Annotated in this window: 16 protein-coding genes and 1 tRNA gene; 8 read left to right on the top strand and 9 right to left on the bottom strand. The window is 71.3% G+C overall.

Features of this window, described 5'->3' with window-relative positions; all coding sequences use genetic code 11:
* The first annotated feature begins 71 nt into the window (after positions 1–71).
* Positions 72–145 (top strand) — tRNA-Asp (locus ACIOFR_RS25470).
* 366 nt (positions 146–511) lie between these two features.
* On the opposite strand, the gene bldC is transcribed toward ACIOFR_RS25470, so the two are convergent.
* Both bldC and ACIOFR_RS25460 read right to left on the bottom strand, forming a co-directional pair.
* Positions 512–718: a developmental transcriptional regulator BldC gene (gene bldC, locus ACIOFR_RS25465; protein ID WP_014137253.1), complete on the bottom strand. Its 207-nt coding sequence runs from the start codon at positions 716–718 to the stop codon at positions 512–514.
* A gap of 535 nt (positions 719–1,253) precedes the next feature.
* Positions 1,254–2,177, bottom strand: coding sequence for a hypothetical protein (locus ACIOFR_RS25460; RefSeq protein ID WP_401001170.1), 924 nt, complete (start codon positions 2,175–2,177; stop codon positions 1,254–1,256).
* A gap of 172 nt (positions 2,178–2,349) precedes the next feature.
* On the opposite strand from ACIOFR_RS25460, the gene ACIOFR_RS25455 reads away from it, so the two are divergent.
* Both ACIOFR_RS25455 and ACIOFR_RS25450 read left to right on the top strand, forming a co-directional pair.
* Positions 2,350–3,510: a Glu/Leu/Phe/Val dehydrogenase dimerization domain-containing protein gene (locus ACIOFR_RS25455; protein WP_401001168.1), complete on the top strand. Its 1,161-nt coding sequence runs from the start codon at positions 2,350–2,352 to the stop codon at positions 3,508–3,510.
* 365 nt (positions 3,511–3,875) lie between these two features.
* Complete coding sequence (locus ACIOFR_RS25450) at positions 3,876–4,124, top strand: DUF3073 domain-containing protein (RefSeq protein WP_371498438.1); 249 nt, start codon at positions 3,876–3,878, stop codon at positions 4,122–4,124.
* A 146-nt stretch (positions 4,125–4,270) separates the two neighbouring features.
* Here ACIOFR_RS25450 and purM read toward each other — a convergent pair whose 3' ends face one another.
* The 3 genes from purM to ACIOFR_RS25435 form a co-directional block, all read right to left on the bottom strand.
* Positions 4,271–5,356, bottom strand: coding sequence for a phosphoribosylformylglycinamidine cyclo-ligase (gene purM, locus ACIOFR_RS25445; RefSeq protein WP_401001166.1), 1,086 nt, complete (start codon positions 5,354–5,356; stop codon positions 4,271–4,273).
* Positions 5,357–5,508: 152 nt separating this feature from the next.
* Entirely contained in the window at positions 5,509–7,086 is a 1,578-nt protein-coding gene (gene purF / locus ACIOFR_RS25440; protein ID WP_401001165.1) for an amidophosphoribosyltransferase, read from the bottom strand.
* Between the two features lie 219 nt (positions 7,087–7,305).
* Entirely contained in the window at positions 7,306–8,127 is an 822-nt protein-coding gene (locus ACIOFR_RS25435; RefSeq protein WP_401001164.1) for a diacylglycerol kinase, read from the bottom strand.
* Positions 8,128–8,253: 126 nt separating this feature from the next.
* On the opposite strand from ACIOFR_RS25435, the gene ACIOFR_RS25430 reads away from it, so the two are divergent.
* Complete coding sequence (locus ACIOFR_RS25430; protein WP_401001162.1) at positions 8,254–9,537, top strand: adenylosuccinate synthase; 1,284 nt, start codon at positions 8,254–8,256, stop codon at positions 9,535–9,537.
* Between the two features lie 145 nt (positions 9,538–9,682).
* Positions 9,683–10,288: a GNAT family N-acetyltransferase gene (locus ACIOFR_RS25425; RefSeq protein ID WP_401001160.1), complete on the top strand. Its 606-nt coding sequence runs from the start codon at positions 9,683–9,685 to the stop codon at positions 10,286–10,288.
* 7 nt (positions 10,289–10,295) lie between these two features.
* Here the strand turns inward: ACIOFR_RS25425 and ACIOFR_RS25420 are convergent, their stop codons facing one another.
* The gene (locus ACIOFR_RS25420) at positions 10,296–10,718 is read right to left on the bottom strand and encodes a DUF350 domain-containing protein (RefSeq protein ID WP_401001158.1); all 423 of its coding nucleotides are present in this window, start codon (positions 10,716–10,718) and stop codon (positions 10,296–10,298) included.
* A 79-nt stretch (positions 10,719–10,797) separates the two neighbouring features.
* On the opposite strand from ACIOFR_RS25420, the gene ACIOFR_RS25415 reads away from it, so the two are divergent.
* A complete protein-coding gene (locus ACIOFR_RS25415; protein ID WP_401001156.1) occupies positions 10,798–11,109 on the top strand; it encodes a hypothetical protein in 312 nt (103 codons plus the stop codon).
* Between the two features lie 5 nt (positions 11,110–11,114).
* Complete coding sequence (locus ACIOFR_RS25410) at positions 11,115–12,338, top strand: glutathionylspermidine synthase family protein (RefSeq protein WP_401001153.1); 1,224 nt, start codon at positions 11,115–11,117, stop codon at positions 12,336–12,338.
* Positions 12,339–12,345: 7 nt separating this feature from the next.
* On the opposite strand, the gene ACIOFR_RS25405 is transcribed toward ACIOFR_RS25410, so the two are convergent.
* Positions 12,346–12,831 carry an LURP-one-related/scramblase family protein gene (locus ACIOFR_RS25405; RefSeq protein WP_401001150.1) on the bottom strand — a complete coding sequence of 162 codons (486 nt, stop codon included), beginning with the start codon at positions 12,829–12,831 and terminating at the stop codon, positions 12,346–12,348.
* Between the two features lie 233 nt (positions 12,832–13,064).
* Between ACIOFR_RS25405 and ACIOFR_RS25400 the strand changes: the two genes are divergently transcribed.
* Positions 13,065–14,885, top strand: a complete 1,821-nt coding sequence (locus ACIOFR_RS25400; RefSeq protein WP_401001147.1) for an NHL domain-containing thioredoxin family protein — start codon at positions 13,065–13,067, stop codon at positions 14,883–14,885.
* A gap of 42 nt (positions 14,886–14,927) precedes the next feature.
* On the opposite strand, the gene ACIOFR_RS25395 is transcribed toward ACIOFR_RS25400, so the two are convergent.
* Positions 14,928–16,232 (bottom strand): M18 family aminopeptidase, encoded by a 1,305-nt coding sequence (locus tag ACIOFR_RS25395; protein WP_401001144.1) that lies wholly within the window; start codon positions 16,230–16,232, stop codon positions 14,928–14,930.
* 376 nt (positions 16,233–16,608) lie between these two features.
* The gene (locus ACIOFR_RS25390; protein WP_401001141.1) at positions 16,609–18,438 is read right to left on the bottom strand and encodes an acyl-CoA dehydrogenase; all 1,830 of its coding nucleotides are present in this window, start codon (positions 18,436–18,438) and stop codon (positions 16,609–16,611) included.
* Positions 18,439–18,632 lie beyond the last annotated feature (194 nt).

Here is an 18,632-nt window from a genome sequence, read left to right as displayed (position 1 = left end):
CCTGGGGGCCCCACATGCAGTACGATCTGTCTTGTTCGCAGCGAGAGCAGGCGGACGAGGATCAGATCTCTGGTCCCGTGGAGCAGTTGGTTAGCTCGCCACCCTGTCAAGGTGGAGGTCGCGGGTTCAAGTCCCGTCGGGATCGCCGTAGCGAGAGGCCCGGAACCGTAAGGTTCCGGGCCTCTGCGTTTTCCCCGACGCCCCGTCAGGCCCGTCGGACGCCTCGCACCTACCCCGTCCAGGTCTAGACCACAAGGTAACGGACGCGTGACGGGCGTCACTTATCTTTTCCTGAGATCCGAGATCCCGAACCCCCCTCGGAGTCGCCATAATTTAATATATAAAATTGCACTGGTATTCACTGAATTCCCCCCACCCCCACCGGCCCCAATAGGAATGCCCGATTCCGGGCGCCCGCCGCTCGGATTTCCGGACATGCCGAAGGGGCCGCATCCCGGACCCGGCGGAGTCCAGGGATACAGCCCCTTCGGAAATGACGTCAGCGAGGCCGTCAGGCCTCGGTACGCTGCGCCGGAATCCCGGCCAGCAGAGCACGCACCTCCGCCTCACGGTACCGGCGGTGGCCGCCGAGAGTGCGAATAGACGTGAGCTTGCCGGCCTTGGCCCAACGGGTAACCGTCTTGGGGTCAACGCGGAACATCGTGGCTACCTCTGCCGGCGTCAGCAGCGGCTCAGCGTCAGGGGTACGAGCGGTCATGAGCGGCCTCCTCGGGAGAACCGAACCAGGGCGGTTCTATCCTTCAAATTCTGCACCTTGGCCCGCGATGCCCGAAATGGCACAGACGGGCCGAGTCGGTTATAGGACGAACGGCTTGTCCTGGTGTCTACAACTACACCATCCGTCCAGCCCCATCGACCAAACCGCCAAAATTGACCCCTCACGGGTTCAAGAGTGACGGAAGGCCATGGACCCTCCCATAGCGGACAGTCACCCTGCGGTGACGTCCGGTTACGACAGGACCAGACCCGCTGTTTCTCCGCAAAGGACACACTGCCGTCAGATCCACCCAAAAGTGGACACACCTGAGTGAACTTGGGCTGGTTGTCCCATTTTTGCACATAGGGGTAAGTTCGCGTCAACGGTGAGTAGTGTCACGTTCGAGAGGTATTGACCCGAACCGGGACCATGGTCACGGGCCGGGAGCCGAAGGTCCGTACCTTCCTCACCACATCCTCACCCGTCCCACTGACATCGGACCAGACCCCCGCGGCCCGCACGGGATGAGCGGCCGTCAGCTGGTGTGCCGCAGCGCCAGCACCCGCCGCCAGCGCGCCGTCACCGACTCGTACGCCCGGGCCGCCGCCGCGCCGTCCCCGGCCCGCAGGGCGCCCAGCCCGACCTCGATCTCCCCGACCGAGTGCTCCTCGGCCAGCCAGCCCGGCCCGAGCAGGTGCACCAGCCCGCCGTAGTCCAGTTCCACCAGGGAGCGCGGGTGGAACTCCTCCAACCACCGGCCGACCTGCTCCACCCCCTTCACCAGCCCGCGCGGCCGCCCCGGCTCCGCGGGGGTGCGCAGCCGCAGCGCCCGGTACCCGCGGGCCACCCGGCGGCGGGCCTGCACCATCGAGGTCAGGTAGAACAGCGCGGCCGGCTCCCCGCCGCCCTCCCCGCCGCCCTGCGCGCCACCGGCCGGCACCGCGGGCAGGTACCGGCGGTCCTCCTCGCCGAACGGCACGAACCAGCGCAGCGGCACCTCCCACCGGCTGCTCTGGATCCACGGCCGGGCGTCCGGGTGCGCGAGGCGCCAGCGCTCGTGGTCGGCCGTCGCGGCGGCCCGCGCGGCCGGCGGCAGGACGGTGTCCAGCAGGGCGGCCGGCAGCGCCGCGGACAGCTCGTCCAGCGCCTGCCAGCAGCGCAGCCGGGTGGTCCACGGGCAGATGTAGGTGACCCCGTCCACCACCCGCACGTGGGCCCGGCCGTCCTCGCGCTCGGGCAGCGGGCGCGGGGTGCGGGCCGCCAGCTCGGCCAGCGCCGCGCGCTGCTCGGCCAGCGCCGTCCCGGTGACCGGCCGGTCCGGTCCGGCCGCCTGCGGCCCGTGCGCGGCCGCCCAGGCCTGCCAGCGGGCCCGCTCCGGCTCCGGGTAGGCGGCGAGCGGCTCGTACACCCGCAGGTGCGCGGCGTACGGCGGCAGAACCGAGGTGTGCACAGCGGTCACAGACCGCATCGTCGCACGTACCCCGGGCCACCGGGGAGGGTGCCGACCGGGCCGTCGGTCCGTTATGCCTCAGGGACCGTCAGGGGGCAGCTCGGGGCCCGCCTCCGGGGCTAGGCTTCGACACAGACGCCCGCACCACAGTCGCGGGCCCGCAAATACTGGAGTCACCACAGTGACCGACGTACACACCGCATCCGCCTCGCACACCGCACCGGGCGTGCTCGGCAGGATCTTCGGTACCGCTCAGGACGGCACGCCCGGCGACGGCCACGAGCAGGTCGTCCTCTGCCACGACCGGTCCTCCGGGCTCAAGGCGATCATCGCCATCCACTCCACCGCGCTCGGCCCCGCCCTCGGCGGCACCCGCTTCCACCGGTACGACACCGAGGAGGAGGCACTGGAGGACGCGCTGCGGCTGTCCCGCGGCATGAGCTACAAGAACGCGCTGGCCGGGCTCGACCTCGGCGGCGGCAAGGCCGTCATCATCGGCGACCCCAACGAGGTGAAGACCGAGGCGCTGCTGCGCGCCTACGGCCGCTTCGTGCAGTCCCTGCGCGGTCGCTACATCACCGCCTGCGACGTGGGCACGTACGTCCAGGACATGGACGTGGTGGCGCGGGAGACCGAGTTCGTCACCGGCCGCTCGCCGGAGAACGGCGGCGCCGGCGACTCCTCCATCCTCACCGCCTTCGGCGTCTTCCAGGGCATGCGCGCCTCCGCGCAGGCCCGCTGGGGCCAGCCCACCCTGCGCGGCCGCCGGGTCGGCGTGGCGGGCGTCGGCAAGGTCGGCCACTACCTGGTCGGCCACCTGGTCGCGGACGGCGCCTCGGTGGTCGTCACGGACGTCTCCGAGGCCGCCGTGAACCGGGTCCGGGCCGCCCACCCGGAGGTCGAGGTGGTCGCCGACAGCGCCGCCCTGCTCCAGGCCAAGCTGGACGTCTACGCCCCCTGCGCGCTCGGCGGCGCGCTGGACGACCTCACGGTGGCCGCGCTCGGCGCGGAGGGCACCGCGGTGGTCTGCGGCGCGGCCAACAACCAGCTGGCCCACCCCGGCGTCGAGAAGGACCTGGCCGACCGCGGCATCCTCTACGCACCGGACTACCTGGTGAACTCCGGCGGCGTGATCCAGGTCGCGGACGAGATCGAGGGCTTCAACTTCGAGCGCGCCAAGAACAAGGCCACCAAGATCTTCGACACCACGCTGGAGATCTTCACCCGGGCCTCGCTGGACGGCGTCCCGCCGGCGGTCGCCGCCGACCGCCTGGCCGAGAAGCGGATGCGCGAGATCAGCGCCCTGCGCTCGGTCCTGCTCCCCGGCGCACGCAGGGCCTGACGCTGAGTGAGGGGGGCGGATCCGGTTCGCCCCCCTCGCATCACAATGTGGAACCGGATTCTCAGTTCGTAGCCCGATCGGGGGATCCTCGGGGCCCCGTCAGGGGATAATCTCTGCGGGTACGACGGGTCCGGCCAAGCTCCGGGCAGCCTGGAAAAGCCCCGAAACCCTCCTGTGACCTGGATCGACCCGGTCTCGGGGGGCGACGGTGCGCGCCACGTCACACGCGTGACGTACCGTACGGCGGCGGAAACAGGTACCGTTAATGCTCCAAGGGACGGCTTTCCCACTTCGGGCAGGCCGGCCTGATGATCCACACGTGTCAGACTCGGGGCCGTGAGCCCCATCGTTGAGGGGGTCGACCCATGGGGCGCGGCCGGGCCAAGGCCAAGCAGACGAAGGTCGCCCGCGAGCTGAAGTACAACAGCGGCGGGTTCGATGCCAACCGTCTGTCCAGCGAGCTGGGCGTATCGCCCTCTACCGCTTCGATCGAGCCTGAGCCGATCGAGGACGAGGACGAGGACGATCCCTACGCGGCGTACGCGGATTACTACGCCGACGATGAGGACGACGACGCGGAGGCCGACAGCGGCCAGTCCCGCCGCCGGGCGTAACAGCTGACTCCGGGCCGGTCCGGGCGCTCATCGAGCGCCGGGCCGGTCTTCGGCGTACCCGCGGACGGCCGCCGCCGCACACGCCCGAGGGGCCCCCGGTGTTCCGGGGGCCCCTCGGTGTGACGGGCGGGGCTCCGGGCCCCGGCTCAGGCGAGTTCGAAGCCGTCGTACGCGTTGTAGAGGGCCGCGCCGCCGTCGTGCTCGGCCCCGCGGTCCACGATGTCGCCCAGCAGCCAGGCCTCGACGCCGCGGTCCTCCAGGATCGACAGCACCACGTCCACCGACTCCGGCGGGACGACGGCGACCATGCCGACGCCCATGTTCAGGGTCTTCTCGATCTCCGGCGCGGTCATCCGGCCGACCTGGGCGACGGTCTGGAAGACCGGCAGCGGCGACCAGGTGCCGCGGTCCAGGCGGGCGTGCAGGCCCTCCGGGATGACCCGGGCCAGGTTGGCGGCGAGGCCGCCGCCGGTGACGTGCGAGAAGGCGTGGACCTCGGTGGCCCGGGTGAGGGCGAGGCAGTCCAGCGAGTAGATCCGGGTCGGCTCCAGCAGCTCCTCCCCGAGGGTCCGGCCGAACTCCTCGACCTGGCGGTCGAGCTTCCAGCCGGCCTGGTTGAGCAGCACGTGGCGCACCAGCGAGTAGCCGTTGGAGTGCAGGCCGGAGGCGGCCATCGCGATCACCACGTCGCCCGCGCGGACCCGCGCGGCGCCCAGCAGCGCGTCGGCCTCGACCACGCCGGTGCCGGCCCCGGCCACGTCGTAGTCGTCCGGGCCCAGCAGGCCGGGGTGCTCGGCGGTCTCGCCGCCGATCAGCGAGCAGCCGGCCAGGGTGCAGCCCTCGGCGATGCCCTTGACGATGGCGGCGACCCGCTCAGGGTGGACCTTGCCGACGCAGATGTAGTCGGTCATGAAGAGCGGCTCGGCGCCGCAGACCACCAGGTCGTCGACGACCATGCCGACCAGGTCGTGGCCGATGGTGTCGTGCTTGTCCATGGCCTGGGCGATGGCCACCTTGGTGCCCACGCCGTCGGTGGCGGAGGCCAGCAGCGGGCGCTCGTAGCGCTTGAAGGCGGAGGCGTCGAAGAGGCCGGCGAAGCCGCCGATGCCACCGACCACCTCGGGACGGTTGGTCTTGCGCACCCACTGCTTCATGAGCTCGACGGCGCGGTCGCCGGCCTCGATGTCGACGCCTGCGGCGGCGTAGGTGGCGCCGCTCTGGTTGCTGGTCACTGCGGTGGCCCTTTCGGGTCAGTGGGGGCTGGAAATCAGGGGGTGGTCAACCACAGGGGCGCGGGAGTCGACGCGGCCGCGGCACGGGGTGCGTACCGGTGCGGCCGCGCGGTCCCCCGCGCCCCTGCCGTGGTTGCCCATCGGGACACGCTCTACGGTCGCCGCAGCGCGTCCGCCGCGCCGGCGCCGCCGAGCAGCGACTGCACGCCGTCCAGGTCGCTGGTGGGCTTGCCGCGGACGGCCTGGGCCTTCTGGCCCCCGGCGATCTCGGCCTCCAGCAGCAGCTTGCCGAGCAGCGCCGGGTCCGGCAGCTCCATCGGGTACTCGCCGTCGAAGCAGGCCCGGCAGAGGTTGTCCTTGGGCTGTGCGGTGGCCTCGATCATGCCTTCGATCGAGATGTAGGCGAGCGAGTCCGCGCCGAGCGTGCGGCCGATCTCCTCGATGGTCATGCCGTTGGCGATCAGCTCCGCCCGGGTGGCGAAGTCGATGCCGAAGAAGCACGGCCACTTGACCGGCGGCGAGGAGATCCGGATGTGCACCTCGGCGGCGCCCGCCTCGCGGAGCATCTTCACCAGCGCGCGCTGGGTGTTGCCGCGGACGATCGAGTCGTCGACGACCACCAGGCGCTTGCCCCGGATGACTTCCTTGAGCGGGTTGAGCTTGAGCCGGATGCCGAGCTGGCGGATGGTCTGGCTGGGCTGGATGAAGGTGCGGCCCACGTAGGCGTTCTTCACCAGGCCGGAGCCGTACGGGATGCCACTGGCCTCGGCGTACCCGATCGCGGCGGGGGTGCCGGACTCGGGCGTCGCTATCACCAGGTCGGCCTCGACCGGGGCCTCCCTGGCCAGCTTGCGGCCCATCTCCACCCGGGAGAGGTGCACGTTGCGGCCGGCGATGGAGGTGTCGGGGCGGGCCAGGTAGACGTACTCGAAGACGCAGCCCTTGGGCTTGGCCTCGGCGAAGCGGGACGTCCGCATGCCGTTCTCGTCGATGGCGATGAGCTCGCCGGGCTCCACCTCGCGGATGAAGGAGGCGCCGCAGATGTCGAGCGCCGCCGTCTCGGAGGCGACCACCCAGCCGCGCTCCAGCCGGCCGAGCACCAGCGGGCGGATGCCCTGCGGGTCGCGGGCGGCGTAGAGGGTGTGCTCGTCCATGAAGACCAGCGAGAACGCGCCCTTGACCTTGGGCAGGATCTCCTTGGCGGTCTCCTCGATGGAGAGGTCCGGGTAGCCGGCCAGCAGGGCCGTCACCAGGTCGGTGTCGTTGGTCGCCGCGGACCGGCCGGAGCGGGAGACGTGCTCCTCGCCCGGCAGTTCGGCGACCATCGCCGCCAGTTCGGCGGTGTTCACCAGGTTTCCGTTGTGCCCGAGGGCAAGCGAACCGTGAACGGTCGCCCGGAAGGTCGGTTGGGCGTTCTCCCAGACCGAGGACCCGGTGGTCGAGTAGCGGGCATGTCCGACGGCGATATGCCCGTGCAGGGATCCCAGCGAGGTCTCGTCGAAGACCTGGGAGACGAGCCCCATGTCCTTGAAGACCAGAATCTGGGAGCCGTTGCTCACTGCGATGCCCGCGGATTCCTGTCCGCGGTGCTGCAGGGCATAGAGGCCGAAGTACGTGAGCTTCGCGACCTCCTCGCCGGGGGCCCAGACTCCGAAGACGCCGCAAGCGTCCTGGGGGCCTTTCTCGCCGGGAAGAAGATCGTGATTGAGTCGTCCGTCACCACGTGGCACGCCTTCGAGTCTAGGGCAGTTCCGCACGCCTTCCCGAACAGGGGAGCCCCCGGATATTGGCCGATCGAATGGCGACGCGCGTAGACAAAACCCCTTACACGCCGGCGCATTTCTCGATCGGCAATTGGGTGAACCGGCGCACGCCCTTGTCACGCGCGCCCGGCGCGCGGATCGCAAAGCTGACGCACCGTCGAATCGCACACCCCGACGTGATGCTGCTCACCCGGCGGGCAGCATCAGTTCCCACGCCCCGGCGTGGACCGTCCAGGTGCGCGCCCGGACCGGCCCGACCCTTGCGCCGTCCGCCTCGTAACCGAAGTGCCGGCCCGCCACCCGCAGCGCGGCGACCCGGTGCCGCTGCACGGCGCCGCCCAGGTCGACGGTGAGCTCCAGGACCCCGTCCACCGGCACCACCCTCAGCAGCCGGACCGGCTGGTGGAGGTCGGCCAGCAGCCGGCCGTCCGCCTCGACCCTCAGTTCGACCCCGGACGCCTTCGCCTGCTCGGCCGCAGCGAATTTCGCCCATAGCGAACGCAAGCCACCCGGCCGGCCCAACGGATCGCCCTGCTGCGGGGGTGCGATCCGGACCTCGGAGAGCACCACCCCGCCGCCGTCGTCCACCACCAGGTCCAGCTTGCGGGGGGCGCCGCCGAGCACCACCCGGGCCGCCGCGACCGGCTCCACCGGGACCCCCAGCGCCCGCAGCGCCCCGGTGCCCGCGGGCCGGCCCACCGGAACCGCGCCGACCGGGTCCGTACCCAACTCGCGCTGGCGGTGCAGGGCCTGCAGCACCCGCTGGAGCGCCAGATCGGATCCGATCACGACCGGTCGGCGGCGACCCCGGTGCGACAGCACCCGGTCGAGTTCGGACGGGCTCTCGGGCAGTGCCACCTTGACGTCCGCGCCGCCGCACAGCACGTCCTTGGCGATCCGCACCGACTCGCCGTCGGTCCGCCTGGCCACCGGGTCGAGGAGGACCAGCAGCGGGCCGGGGCCGCCGCGGTCCGCGGGGTGGGATGCGGGCGTGGACAGGGACGACACGACCGGTCCTTCCTCAGGTAATCTCTCGGTGCAAGAGCCCCTTGCGCTATTGCGCCAGGGGCTTCGTCTATCTCGGGTCAGACTGCGGCCTACGCAGGATGCCCCAACCGGAAGGGGTGTACGCCTGTGCCGGCACTCGTGCTCGTTGGCGCCCAGTGGGGGGACGAGGGCAAGGGGAAGGCGACCGACCTCCTCGGTGGCTCCGTCGACTACGTCGTTCGTTACCAGGGCGGCAACAACGCCGGCCACACGGTGGTCATCGGCGATCAGAAGTATGCACTGCACCTGCTGCCTTCCGGCATCCTCAGCCCGAATGTGACGCCGGTGATCGGCAACGGCGTCGTCATCGACCCGGGCGTGCTGCTCTCCGAGCTCAGCGGTCTGAACGAGCGGGGCATCGACACCTCGAAGCTTCTGATCTCGGGCAACGCCCACCTGATCACCCCGTACCACCGCACCCTGGACAAGGTCACCGAGCGCTTCCTCGGCAAGCGCCGGATCGGCACCACCGGCCGCGGCATCGGCCCGACCTACGCGGACAAGATCAACCGCGTCGGCATCCGGGTGCAGGACCTCTTCGACGAATCGATCCTCCGCCAGAAGGTCGAGGCGGCGCTGCACGACAAGAACCAGCTGCTGGTCAAGCTCTACAACCGCCGGGCCGTCCCGGCCGAGCTGGTGGTCGAGGAGTACCTCGGCTACGCCGACAAGATCCGCCCCTTCCTCGCCGACACCACGCTGGTGCTGGACGAGGCGCTGAAGGCGAACAAGGTCGTCCTGCTGGAGGGCGGCCAGGGCACCCTGCTGGACGTGGACCACGGCACGTACCCGTTCGTGACCTCGTCCAACCCGACCGCGGGCGGCGCCTGCACCGGCGCGGGCATCGGCCCGACCAAGATCGACCGGGTCATCGGCATCCTGAAGGCGTACACCACCCGCGTCGGCTCGGGCCCGTTCCCGACCGAGCTGCTGGACGAGGACGGCGACGCGCTGCGCCGGATCGGCGGCGAGCGCGGTGTGACCACCGGTCGCGACCGCCGCTGCGGCTGGTTCGACGCCGTGATCGCCCGCTACGCGACCCGGGTCAACGGTCTGACCGACTTCTTCCTCACCAAGCTCGACGTCCTCACCGGCTGGGAGCAGATCCCGGTCTGCGTCGCGTACGAGATCGACGGCAAGCGCGTCGACGAGCTCCCGTACAACCAGTCCGACTTCCACCACGCCAAGCCGGTCTACGAGACGCTGCCGGGCTGGTCCGAGGACATCAGCAAGGCCCAGACCTTCTCCGACCTGCCGAAGAACGCGCAGGCCTACGTGAAGGCGCTGGAGGAGATGTCGGGCGCCCCGATCTCCGCGATCGGCGTCGGCCCCGGCCGGACCGAGACGATCCAGATCAACTCGTTCATCTGACCGCAGGCGCGCCCGCGCGCTCGCCGGCCGGCCCGAAGGCCCCGCACCCGGGTGGTGCGGGGCCTTCGCACTTCCCGCTCCCACCTCATTGCACTAGTTCATATTCATCTTGCATCTAGTTCAAACTGGGGCTAGCTTCGGGCCCATGACCGCCAAGACGCCCGTCCCCGTCACCCTCACCGGCACCCACGTCCGGCTGGAGCCGCTCGCCCCCGAGCACACGCCCGACCTGTTCGCGGCGGCCGGCGGCGACGAGGAGGTCTGGCGGTGGATCCCTGTGCCCGTCCCGCGGACCGAGCAGGAACTGCGAAAGGTCGTCGGCGACCGGATCGCCGACCCGAACTGCCTGCCGTTCGCGGTGATCCAACTCGCCACCGGCCGCGCGGTGGGCGTGACCTGCTACTACGACTTCAGCGCCGAGGACGAGCTGTTGGAGATCGGCGGCACCTGGTACGGCCGCTCGGTGTGGCGCAGCGCGATCAACACCGAGTCCAAGCTGCTGCTCCTTCACCACGCGTTCGAGGAGCTCGGGGTCGGCCGGGTCTGCTGGAAGACCGACCACCTCAACGAGCGCTCGCAGAACGCCATCCGGCGGCTCGGTGCCAGCTACGAGGGCACGTTCCGGCGGGCCAGGCGGCGGCCGGACGGGAGCTGGCGGGACAGTGTCTGGTTCTCGATGCTCGGCGACGAGTGGCCCGCCGCCAGGGCCCGGCTGAGCGAGCGGCTGGCAGCGGGCCACCGGGCCGGCTGAACCGGGGTCAGGCGATCGAGGCCGCGACGATCGCGGCGACCGAGACGTTGCACGCGGCGGTGACCCACACCGCCGGGTGCGGCTCCGGGTCGACCAGGATGGCGCCCAGCCGGCCCGGGGTGAGCAGGTCGACCAGCCAGAACGCGACCGCCATCAGCACCAGCCCGAGCAGGCCGAACAGCGCGGTCGAGGCCAGGCCCTTCCCGAACTCGTCGTAGGTGTAGAGGATCGCGGTGAAGACGATGCCGCCGATCCCGAGCAGGGCCGAGCTGAGCACCAGGGCCGCGTTGCGGTTGCGCTCCTCCCAGATCTGCCGGCCGAGCCTGCCCGGGGTCAGCAGGTCGACCAGGCCGACTCCGAGCAGCAGCAGGCCGATGCCGACCGCGCCGAACACGGCGGCGTGTCCCAGGCCGTTGGCGATGTCGTTCATGGCGGGTCCCCCTCGCGTCAAGGATCGGCAAAAGATATCCCATGGCCGGCGTCCCGAGGCCGCCGAGTACCATCCCCGCATGACCCGGCACCCCACCGAACCGGCCGCCCGCCGGCGCTCCGGCGCCGTGGCCCTGGGCATGGTCGGCACCCTCGCCCTGGCCCTGACCGGCTGCGCGGCCGACGACGCCGCGCCGCGCCGCTGCGTCGACCCCGGGACCCTCAAGGTGCTGGACGACCACTCCTGCGGTGACAGCCGCTCGGCCGGCCGCTGGTACTACTGCGGCTCCGGCTCACTGACCGCGGCCGGCGGCACATTCGAACAGGCCGCCACCAAGCGCGGCGGTTTCGGCTGCCCGAGCGGCGGCGGATCCGGCTCGGGCGGGGGCTGACCGCGGTGCGCCGGCACACCCTCGAACCGCGCCCGGGCTGGCAGGCCACCGTCGAGGGCCAGGGCCTGATCTACGCCGTCTGCGAGGACCCCTGCAACCAGGGCGGCCCGCACGCCTACTGGGACGAGAGCGCGTACTACGAGTTCTCGCTGCCCGAGGTCGAGGCACTGGAGGAGGTGGTCGAGGAGCTGCACGCGCTGAGCCTGGCGGCCGCCGACCACGTGGTGCGCACGGGGCGCTTCGCGGACTACGGGATCACCGACCCCCGACTGGCCGAGGTGGTCGCGGAGTCCTGGCGGCGCAGGGCGGAACAGCCCGCGCTCTACGGACGGTTCGACCTCGCGTACGACGGGACCGGTCCGGCCAAGATGTTCGAGTACAACGCGGACACCCCGACCTCGCTGATCGAGGCGGCGAGCCCGCAGTGGTTCTGGATGGAGGAACGCTTCCCCGGCGCCGACCAGTGGAACTCGCTGCACGAGCGGCTGGTCGCCGCCTGGGCCCGGCAGAGTCCCCTGCTGCCGCCCGGTCCGGTGCACTTCGCGCACTCGCGCGGCGACACCGAGGGCGAGGACTGGATGACCACCCTCTACCTCCAGGAGACCGCCGAGCAGGCCGGGCTGACGACCTCCTCGATCGCCATGGAGGACATCGGCTGGGACGGGCTGACCGGGCGCTTCGTCGACCTGGAGCAGCGCTTCATCCGCTCGGTCTTCAAGCTCTACCCGTGGGAGTGGCTGGTCGGGGACGAGTTCGGCGGGCAGCTGCTGGACGGCATCGACCTCGGCGGCGCGACCGGCTCGACCCTGTGGATCGAGCCGGCCTGGAAGATGCTGCTCTCCAACAAGGCCCTGCTGGCCGTCCTGTGGGAGCTCAACCCGGGCCACCCCAACCTGCTGCCCGCGTACCTGGACGGGCCGCGCGAGCTGGCCGGCACCACCGGGTACGCGGCCAAGCCGCTGCTCGGCCGGGAGGGGGCGGGCGTCCGGATCGTCGGACCCGACGGCTCGCAGACCCGCCTGGCCGACTGGGCCGGCGACCCGGACCGGTACGGCGCAGAGGGGTCCTGCTACCAGCAGCTGCACCCACTGCCCGACTTCGACGGCAACCGCCCGGTGCTCGGCGCCTGGGTGGTGGACGGCGAGGCCGCCGGGCTCGGCATCCGCGAGACGGACGACAGCCCGATCACCCACCAGGGCGCCCGCTTCCTCCCGCACCTCATCCGCTGAACGCGGCTCAGTCGTTGTGCGAGACCAGCTGGTCCACGCAGACGGCGACCGCCAGCACCAGGCCGGCGTCGGCGCCGTCCGCGACCCGGACGCCGTAGGTGTCCCGGATCCGGAACCACTTGCGGGACACCTCGGCGATCTCCTCGCCGTCCTGCTCGACCCGGAAGTCCTTGTCGATCAGGTCGCCGTGGATCTCCCACTCGCGGCCGTCCTCGAACTCCACGTGGTACTTGTCGCGGAACGGCGTGAAGAGCTTCTTGCGGACGGTGGCGACCACGTCCCCGTCGGCGTTCTCGATCTTCATGGCGTCCCGGACCGTGATCACCTTCTCCTTGATCACGGCGACCACCTGCCCGGCCGCGTCCTTCAGCTCGAAGGTGTCGCGCAGCCGCAGCACCTTCCCGTCCACCAGGAACGCCTTCTCGCCGTCCTCGCTCTCGATCCAGTAGTCGTCGCCCACCGCGAACAGCCGTTCCCTGACCACGTACTTCATCCCGCAACCCGCCTGTCGTCGCCGTCACTGCCCGGTCCGACCGCCCGAAGACCCCGGCGGCCGCCGCCAGCGTAGACCCGGGGCCGCCGTCCCACGCCGGGGGCCGACCGGTGGCCGGGACGTGTCGGAGCCCGCGGCGCCGGTGCGGCGCGCCGACGGGTCCGGGGACCCCCCCCGGCCCCGCGCGGCGGGCGCCCGGAATGCGGGCACCGTGCGTGGGGTTTGTTGGAGGCATGGCTTATCGAGCACGCGTACGCGCCCCCGAGCTGGTGGGCAAGGGTGGCTGGCTGAACACCGGCGGCAAGGATCTGTCGCTGGCGGACTTCCGCGGCAAGATCGTCGTACTGGACTTCTGGACGTTCTGCTGCATCAACTGCCTCCACGTCCTGGACGAACTCCGGGAGCTGGAGGAGAAGCACCGCGACACCGTCGTGATCGTCGGCGTCCACTCGCCCAAGTTCGTCCACGAGGCGGACCACCAGGCCGTGGTCGACGCCACCGCCCGGTACGAGGTGCACCACCCGGTGCTGGACGACCCGGAGCTGGTGACCTGGAAGCAGTACGCCGTGCGGGCCTGGCCGACCCTGGTGGTGGTCGACCCCGAGGGGTACGTGGTGGCCCAGCACGCCGGGGAGGGGCACGCGCACGCGATCGCCCGGCTGGTCGAGGAGCTGGAGACGGAGCACACCGCCAAGGGCACGCTGCGCCGCGGCGACAGCCCGTACGTCCCGGCCGAGCCCGCGGCGGGCGACCTGCGCTTCCCCGGCAAGGCCGTCCGGCTGCCCGACGGCCACTACCTGGTGGCCGACTCCGGGCACCACTCGCTGGTCGAACTGGCCGAGGACGGCGAGACGGTGCTGCGCCGGATCGGCGACGGGGAGCGCGGGCTGGTGGACGGCGCCGCGCCGCGGTTCAGCGAGCCGCAGGGCCTGGCGCTGGTGCCGGACGGCCTCGGCCTCGGCTACGACGTCGTGGTCGCCGACACCGTCAACCACGCGCTGCGCGGGGTCCGGCTGGCCGACGGCACGGTGACCACCCTGGCCGGCACCGGCCGACAGTGGTGGCAGGGCTCCGCCACCGAGGGCCCGGCCCGCGAGGTGGACCTCTCCTCGCCGTGGGACGTCGCCTGGTTCGACGGCCGGGTGTGGATCGCGATGGCCGGTGTGCACCAGCTCTGGGCGTTCGACCCGGCCGGCGGCACCGTCGGCGTCACCGCCGGCACCACCAACGAGGGCCTGGTGGACGGCCCCGCGGCCGAGGCCTGGTTCGCCCAGCCGTCCGGTCTGGCCGTCTCCGCGGACGGCGAGCGGCTCTGGGTCGCCGACGCGGAGACCTCCGCGGTGCGCTGGGTTTCACGTGAAACACTCACCGTGCACACCGCCGTCGGCACCGGACTGTTCGACTTCGGCCACCGCGACGGCGCGGCCGGGCAGGCCCTGCTCCAGCACCCGCTGGGCGTCTCGGTGCTCCCCGACGGCTCGGTGGCGGTCTCGGACACCTACAACCACGCACTGCGCCGCTTCGACCCCGCGACCGGCGAGGTGACCACCCTGGCCACCGACCTGCGCGAGCCCTCCGGCGCGGTGGTGGTGGACGGCGACATCGTGGTGGTGGAGTCCGCGCGGCACCGGCTGACCAGGCTGCGGCTGCCCGAGGAGGCCGTCCGGGTCGAGTCGGTGGCGCACCGCACCCGGCGGGCCGCCACCGAGGTCGCCCCGGGCCGGCTGCTGCTGGACGTGGTCTTCTCCGCCCCGAGCGGCCAGAAGCTGGACGAGCGCTACGGCCCCTCCACCCGGCTGCTGGTCAGCTCGACCCCGCCCGAACTGCTGGTCTCCGGCGCGGGGGCGGACAGCGCGCTCTCCCGCGAGCTGGAGCTGTCGGCCGAGGTCACCGAGGGGGTGCTGCACGTCTCGGCGATGGCGGCGTCCTGCGACGACGACCCGGAGATCGAGTACCCGGCCTGCCACGTGCACCAGCAGGACTGGGGCGTCCCGGTGACGTTGACGCCGGGTGGGGCGGACCGGCTGCCGCTGGTGCTGGCCGGCATGGAGTGACGCCGCGTCGGTCGGGGCCCCGCCCGGGGCCCCGACGGGCCGTCAGCCCTCCAGGAACGCCTTGATCGCGCCGGCCAGCAGGTACGGGTCGTTCGCCCCGCACAGCTCGCGGGCGGAGTGCATGGACAGCGCGGCGATGCCGCAGTCCACCGTGGTGATGCCGAGCCGGGCCGCCGTGATCGGGCCGATGGTGGTGCCGCAGGGCATGGCGTTGTTGGAGACGAAGGTCTGCCACGGCACGCCGGCCTTCTCGCAGGCGGCGGCGAAGACCGCGCGGCCGACACCGTCGGTGGCGTAGCGGTTGTTGACGTTGACCTTGAGGATCGGGCCGCCGTTCGGCATCGGGTGGTGGCCCGGCTCGTGGCGCTCGCTGTAGTTGGGGTGCACCGCGTGGCCCATGTCCGAGGAGAGGCAGACGGTGCCGGCCAGGGCGCGGGCCCGGTCCTCGGCGGTGCCGCCGCGCGCGTGGACGGTGCGCTCCAGGACGTTGCCGAGCAGCGGGCCCTGCGCACCGGTGTCGGACTCGCTGCCGGTCTCCTCGTGGTCGAAGGCGGCGATCACCGGAATGTAGGGCAGCTTGCCGGCGTCGGCGGCGACCACGGCGGCCAGCGCGGCGGTGGAGGCGTGCACGGAGAGCAGGTTGTCCAGTCGCGGCCCGGCCAGCATCTCGCGGTGGCGCCCGAGGTAGGAGGGCGGCTGGACGTCATGGGTCATCAGGTCCCACCCGGCGATGTCGCCGGCCGACACCCCGGCCCGCTCCGCGACGAACTCCATCAGCAGCCCCTCGGTCACGTCGCCGATTCCCCAGATCGGCGTCAGGTGACGCTGCTTGTCGAGCTTGAGGCCCTCGTTGACCTGGCGGTCCAGGTGGATGGCGAGCTGCGGGACGCGCAGCAGCGGCTCGTCGATCTGCACCAGCCGGGTGGAGCCGTCGCGCAGCACCAGCCGACCGGAGAGGCCGAGGTCGCGGTCGAGCCAGGTGTTCAGCGGCACCCCGCCGTAGATCTCCACGGCCACCTGCCGCCAGCCGGCCGACCCGGTGTCCGGTACCGGCTTGACCCGCAGGTTGGGCGAGTCGGTGTGCGAGCCGACGACCCGGAACGGGGTCTGCGGGCCCGCCCCCTCGGGGACGTACCAGGCGATCATCGCGCCGCCGCGGATCACGTACCGGCCCCCGGTCGTCCCGTCCCACGCGTCGGTCTCGGAGATCCGCCGGAACCCGACCTTCTCCAGCCGCTCCGCGGCGCTCGCCACCGCGTGGAAGGGCGAGGGTGAGGCGGTGAGGTAGGCGATCAGGTCGTCGGTGTGCGTCCGGTCGAAGTAGGCCGGGCGGGCAGCGGTCGACATGTTGCTCCTGAGTTGAGGGAGTTCGGACGCCGGATGGGGGACCGGCTCCGCACCTGAGCATATGCCCGTACACGGACATGACACCGTGAACTCAAGAACGGTGACACAACGGTGAGCATTGATGCCCAGCTGCGACATCGGCCCCGGCCCCGGCACCTGCGGATCGGCTTCCCGACGGGTGTTTCCGGGCCTCCCGACCGGCCGGTCCGGGCTTCCCCGGTGTCCCGGAGCAGGACCGGACGGCCTGCGGCGACCGGCGGCGACCGGCGGCGACCGGCGGCGACCGGCGGCGACCGGCGGACGGAACACCGCGGGGCCCGGTGGTGTACCGGGCCCCGCGGTGTGAGGGTGGGTCAGGCGGTCGGAACGGCGAGGCCTAGAAGGCCTCCTCCGCGAGGTCCATGATCTCGTTGTCGACGCCCTCGGCGATCAGGCGCTGCGGGGTGACGGTGGGCAGGACGTTGCGGGCGAAGAAGCGCGCCGCGGCGACCTTGCCCTGGTAGAACGGGACGTCCTTCTCGGAGGCGCCCGCCGCCAGCTTCGCCAGCGCCACGGAGGCCTGACGCAGCAGCAGCCAGCCGACCACGACGTCGCCGGAGACCATCAGCAGGCGGGTGGTGTTGAGGCCCACCTTGTACATGTTCTTGACGTCCTGCTCGACCGAGGAGAGATCGGCCAGCAGCTTGCCGACGATCGCCTCCAGGTCACCGGCGGCCTTGGCGAGCAGCTCGCGCTCGGTGGCCAGGGCGTCGCCGCCCTCGGCCGCGCCGAGGAACTTCTGGATCTGCTCGGAGACCGCGGTCAGCGCCTGGCCGCCGTCCTTGACGATCTTGCGGAAGAAGAAGTCCAGGCCCTGGATCGCGGTGGTGCCCTCGTAGAGGGTGTCGATCTTGGCGTCCCGGATGTACTGCTCGATCGGGTACTCCTGCAGGTAGCCGGAGCCACCGAAGGTCTGCAGGGACTGGGCGAGCTGCTCGTACGACTTCTCCGAGCCGTAGCCCTTGACGATCGGCAGCAGCAGGTCGTTCAGGCGCTCGGCGGCCTCGTCCTGCTCGCCGCGCAGGCGGGCGGCGAGGACGTCGTCCTGGGTGGAGGCGGTGAACAGGACCAGCGCGCGCATGCCCTCGGCGTACGCCTTCTGGGTCATCAGCGAGCGGCGGACGTCCGGGTGGTTGGTGATGGTGACCCGGGGGGCGGCCTTGTCCAGGAAGTTGGAGATGTCGGCGCCCTGCACGCGCTCCTTGGCGTACTCCAGCGCGTTCAGGTAGCCGGTGGAGAGGGTGGCGATGGCCTTCGTGCCGACCATCATCCGGGCGAACTCGATGATCTTGAACATCTGGCGGATGCCGTCGACGGTCTCACCGAGCAGCCAGCCCTTGGCCGGGTGCTTGGCGCCGAAGGTCAGCTCGCAGGTGTTGGAGGCCTTGAGGCCCATCTTGTGCTCGACGTTGGTGGCGTAGACGCCGTTGCGCTCGCCGAGCTCACCGGTCTGCCAGTCGAAGTCGAACTTCGGCACGATGTAGAGGCCGAGGCCCTTGGTGCCGAGCTTGCCGCCCTCGGGGCGGGCCAGCACCAGGTGGATGATGTTCTCGGACATGTCGTGCTCGCCCGAGGTGATGAAGCGCTTCACGCCCTCGATGTGCCAGGAGCCGTCCTCCTGCTTGACGGCCTTGGTGCGGCCGGCGCCCACGTCGGAGCCCGCGTCCGGCTCGGTCAGCACCATGGTGGAGCCCCACTGGCGCTCGACCATGCGCAGCGCGACCTGCTGCTGCTCCTCGGTGCCCTCGTCGCTCACGACGCCGGCGAAGGCCGGGCCGGAGGAGTACATCCAGATCGCCGGGTTCGAGCCGAGGATCTGCTCGGCGAACGCCCAGACCAGCGAGGACGGGGTGACCTGGCCGCCGATGGCCTCCGGGATGCCCAGGCGCCACCACTCGGCGTCCATGAAGGTCTGGTAGCTCTTCTTGAAGGAGGCCGGCACCGGGGCGGTGTTGGTCTCCGGGTCGAAGACCGGCGGGTTGCGGTCGGCGTCGACGAAGGACGCGGCGAGGTCGTTCTCGGCGAGGCGCGAGATCTCGCTGAGGATGTTCTTCGCGGTGTCGACGTCCATGTCGGCGAACGGACCGGTGCCGTACACCTGGTCGCGGCCGAACACCTCGAAGAGGTTGAACTCCACGTCCCGCAGGTTGGACTTGTAGTGACCCATGGCCGTTTTCTCCGGTTCGTCGCTTCCGGGGGTCCGCCGCTACGAGCGCCCCACTTACCCGCCAGTAGGCTCCATGATGCTACCGGTTGGTAACTTGTTCAAGCCCTCGAACGTGAAAGCGCTATGAACGTGGTCACGTCCCACAACCCGGGACCCCTGCGCATTGTCCGGATCAGCCGCCGCACAAGGACCCC

The organism is Kitasatospora sp. NPDC088346, assembly GCF_044740765.1.
In the GTDB taxonomy this organism is placed as follows: domain Bacteria; phylum Actinomycetota; class Actinomycetes; order Streptomycetales; family Streptomycetaceae; genus Kitasatospora.
This window is presented reverse-complemented; position numbering and strand designations above follow the sequence as displayed.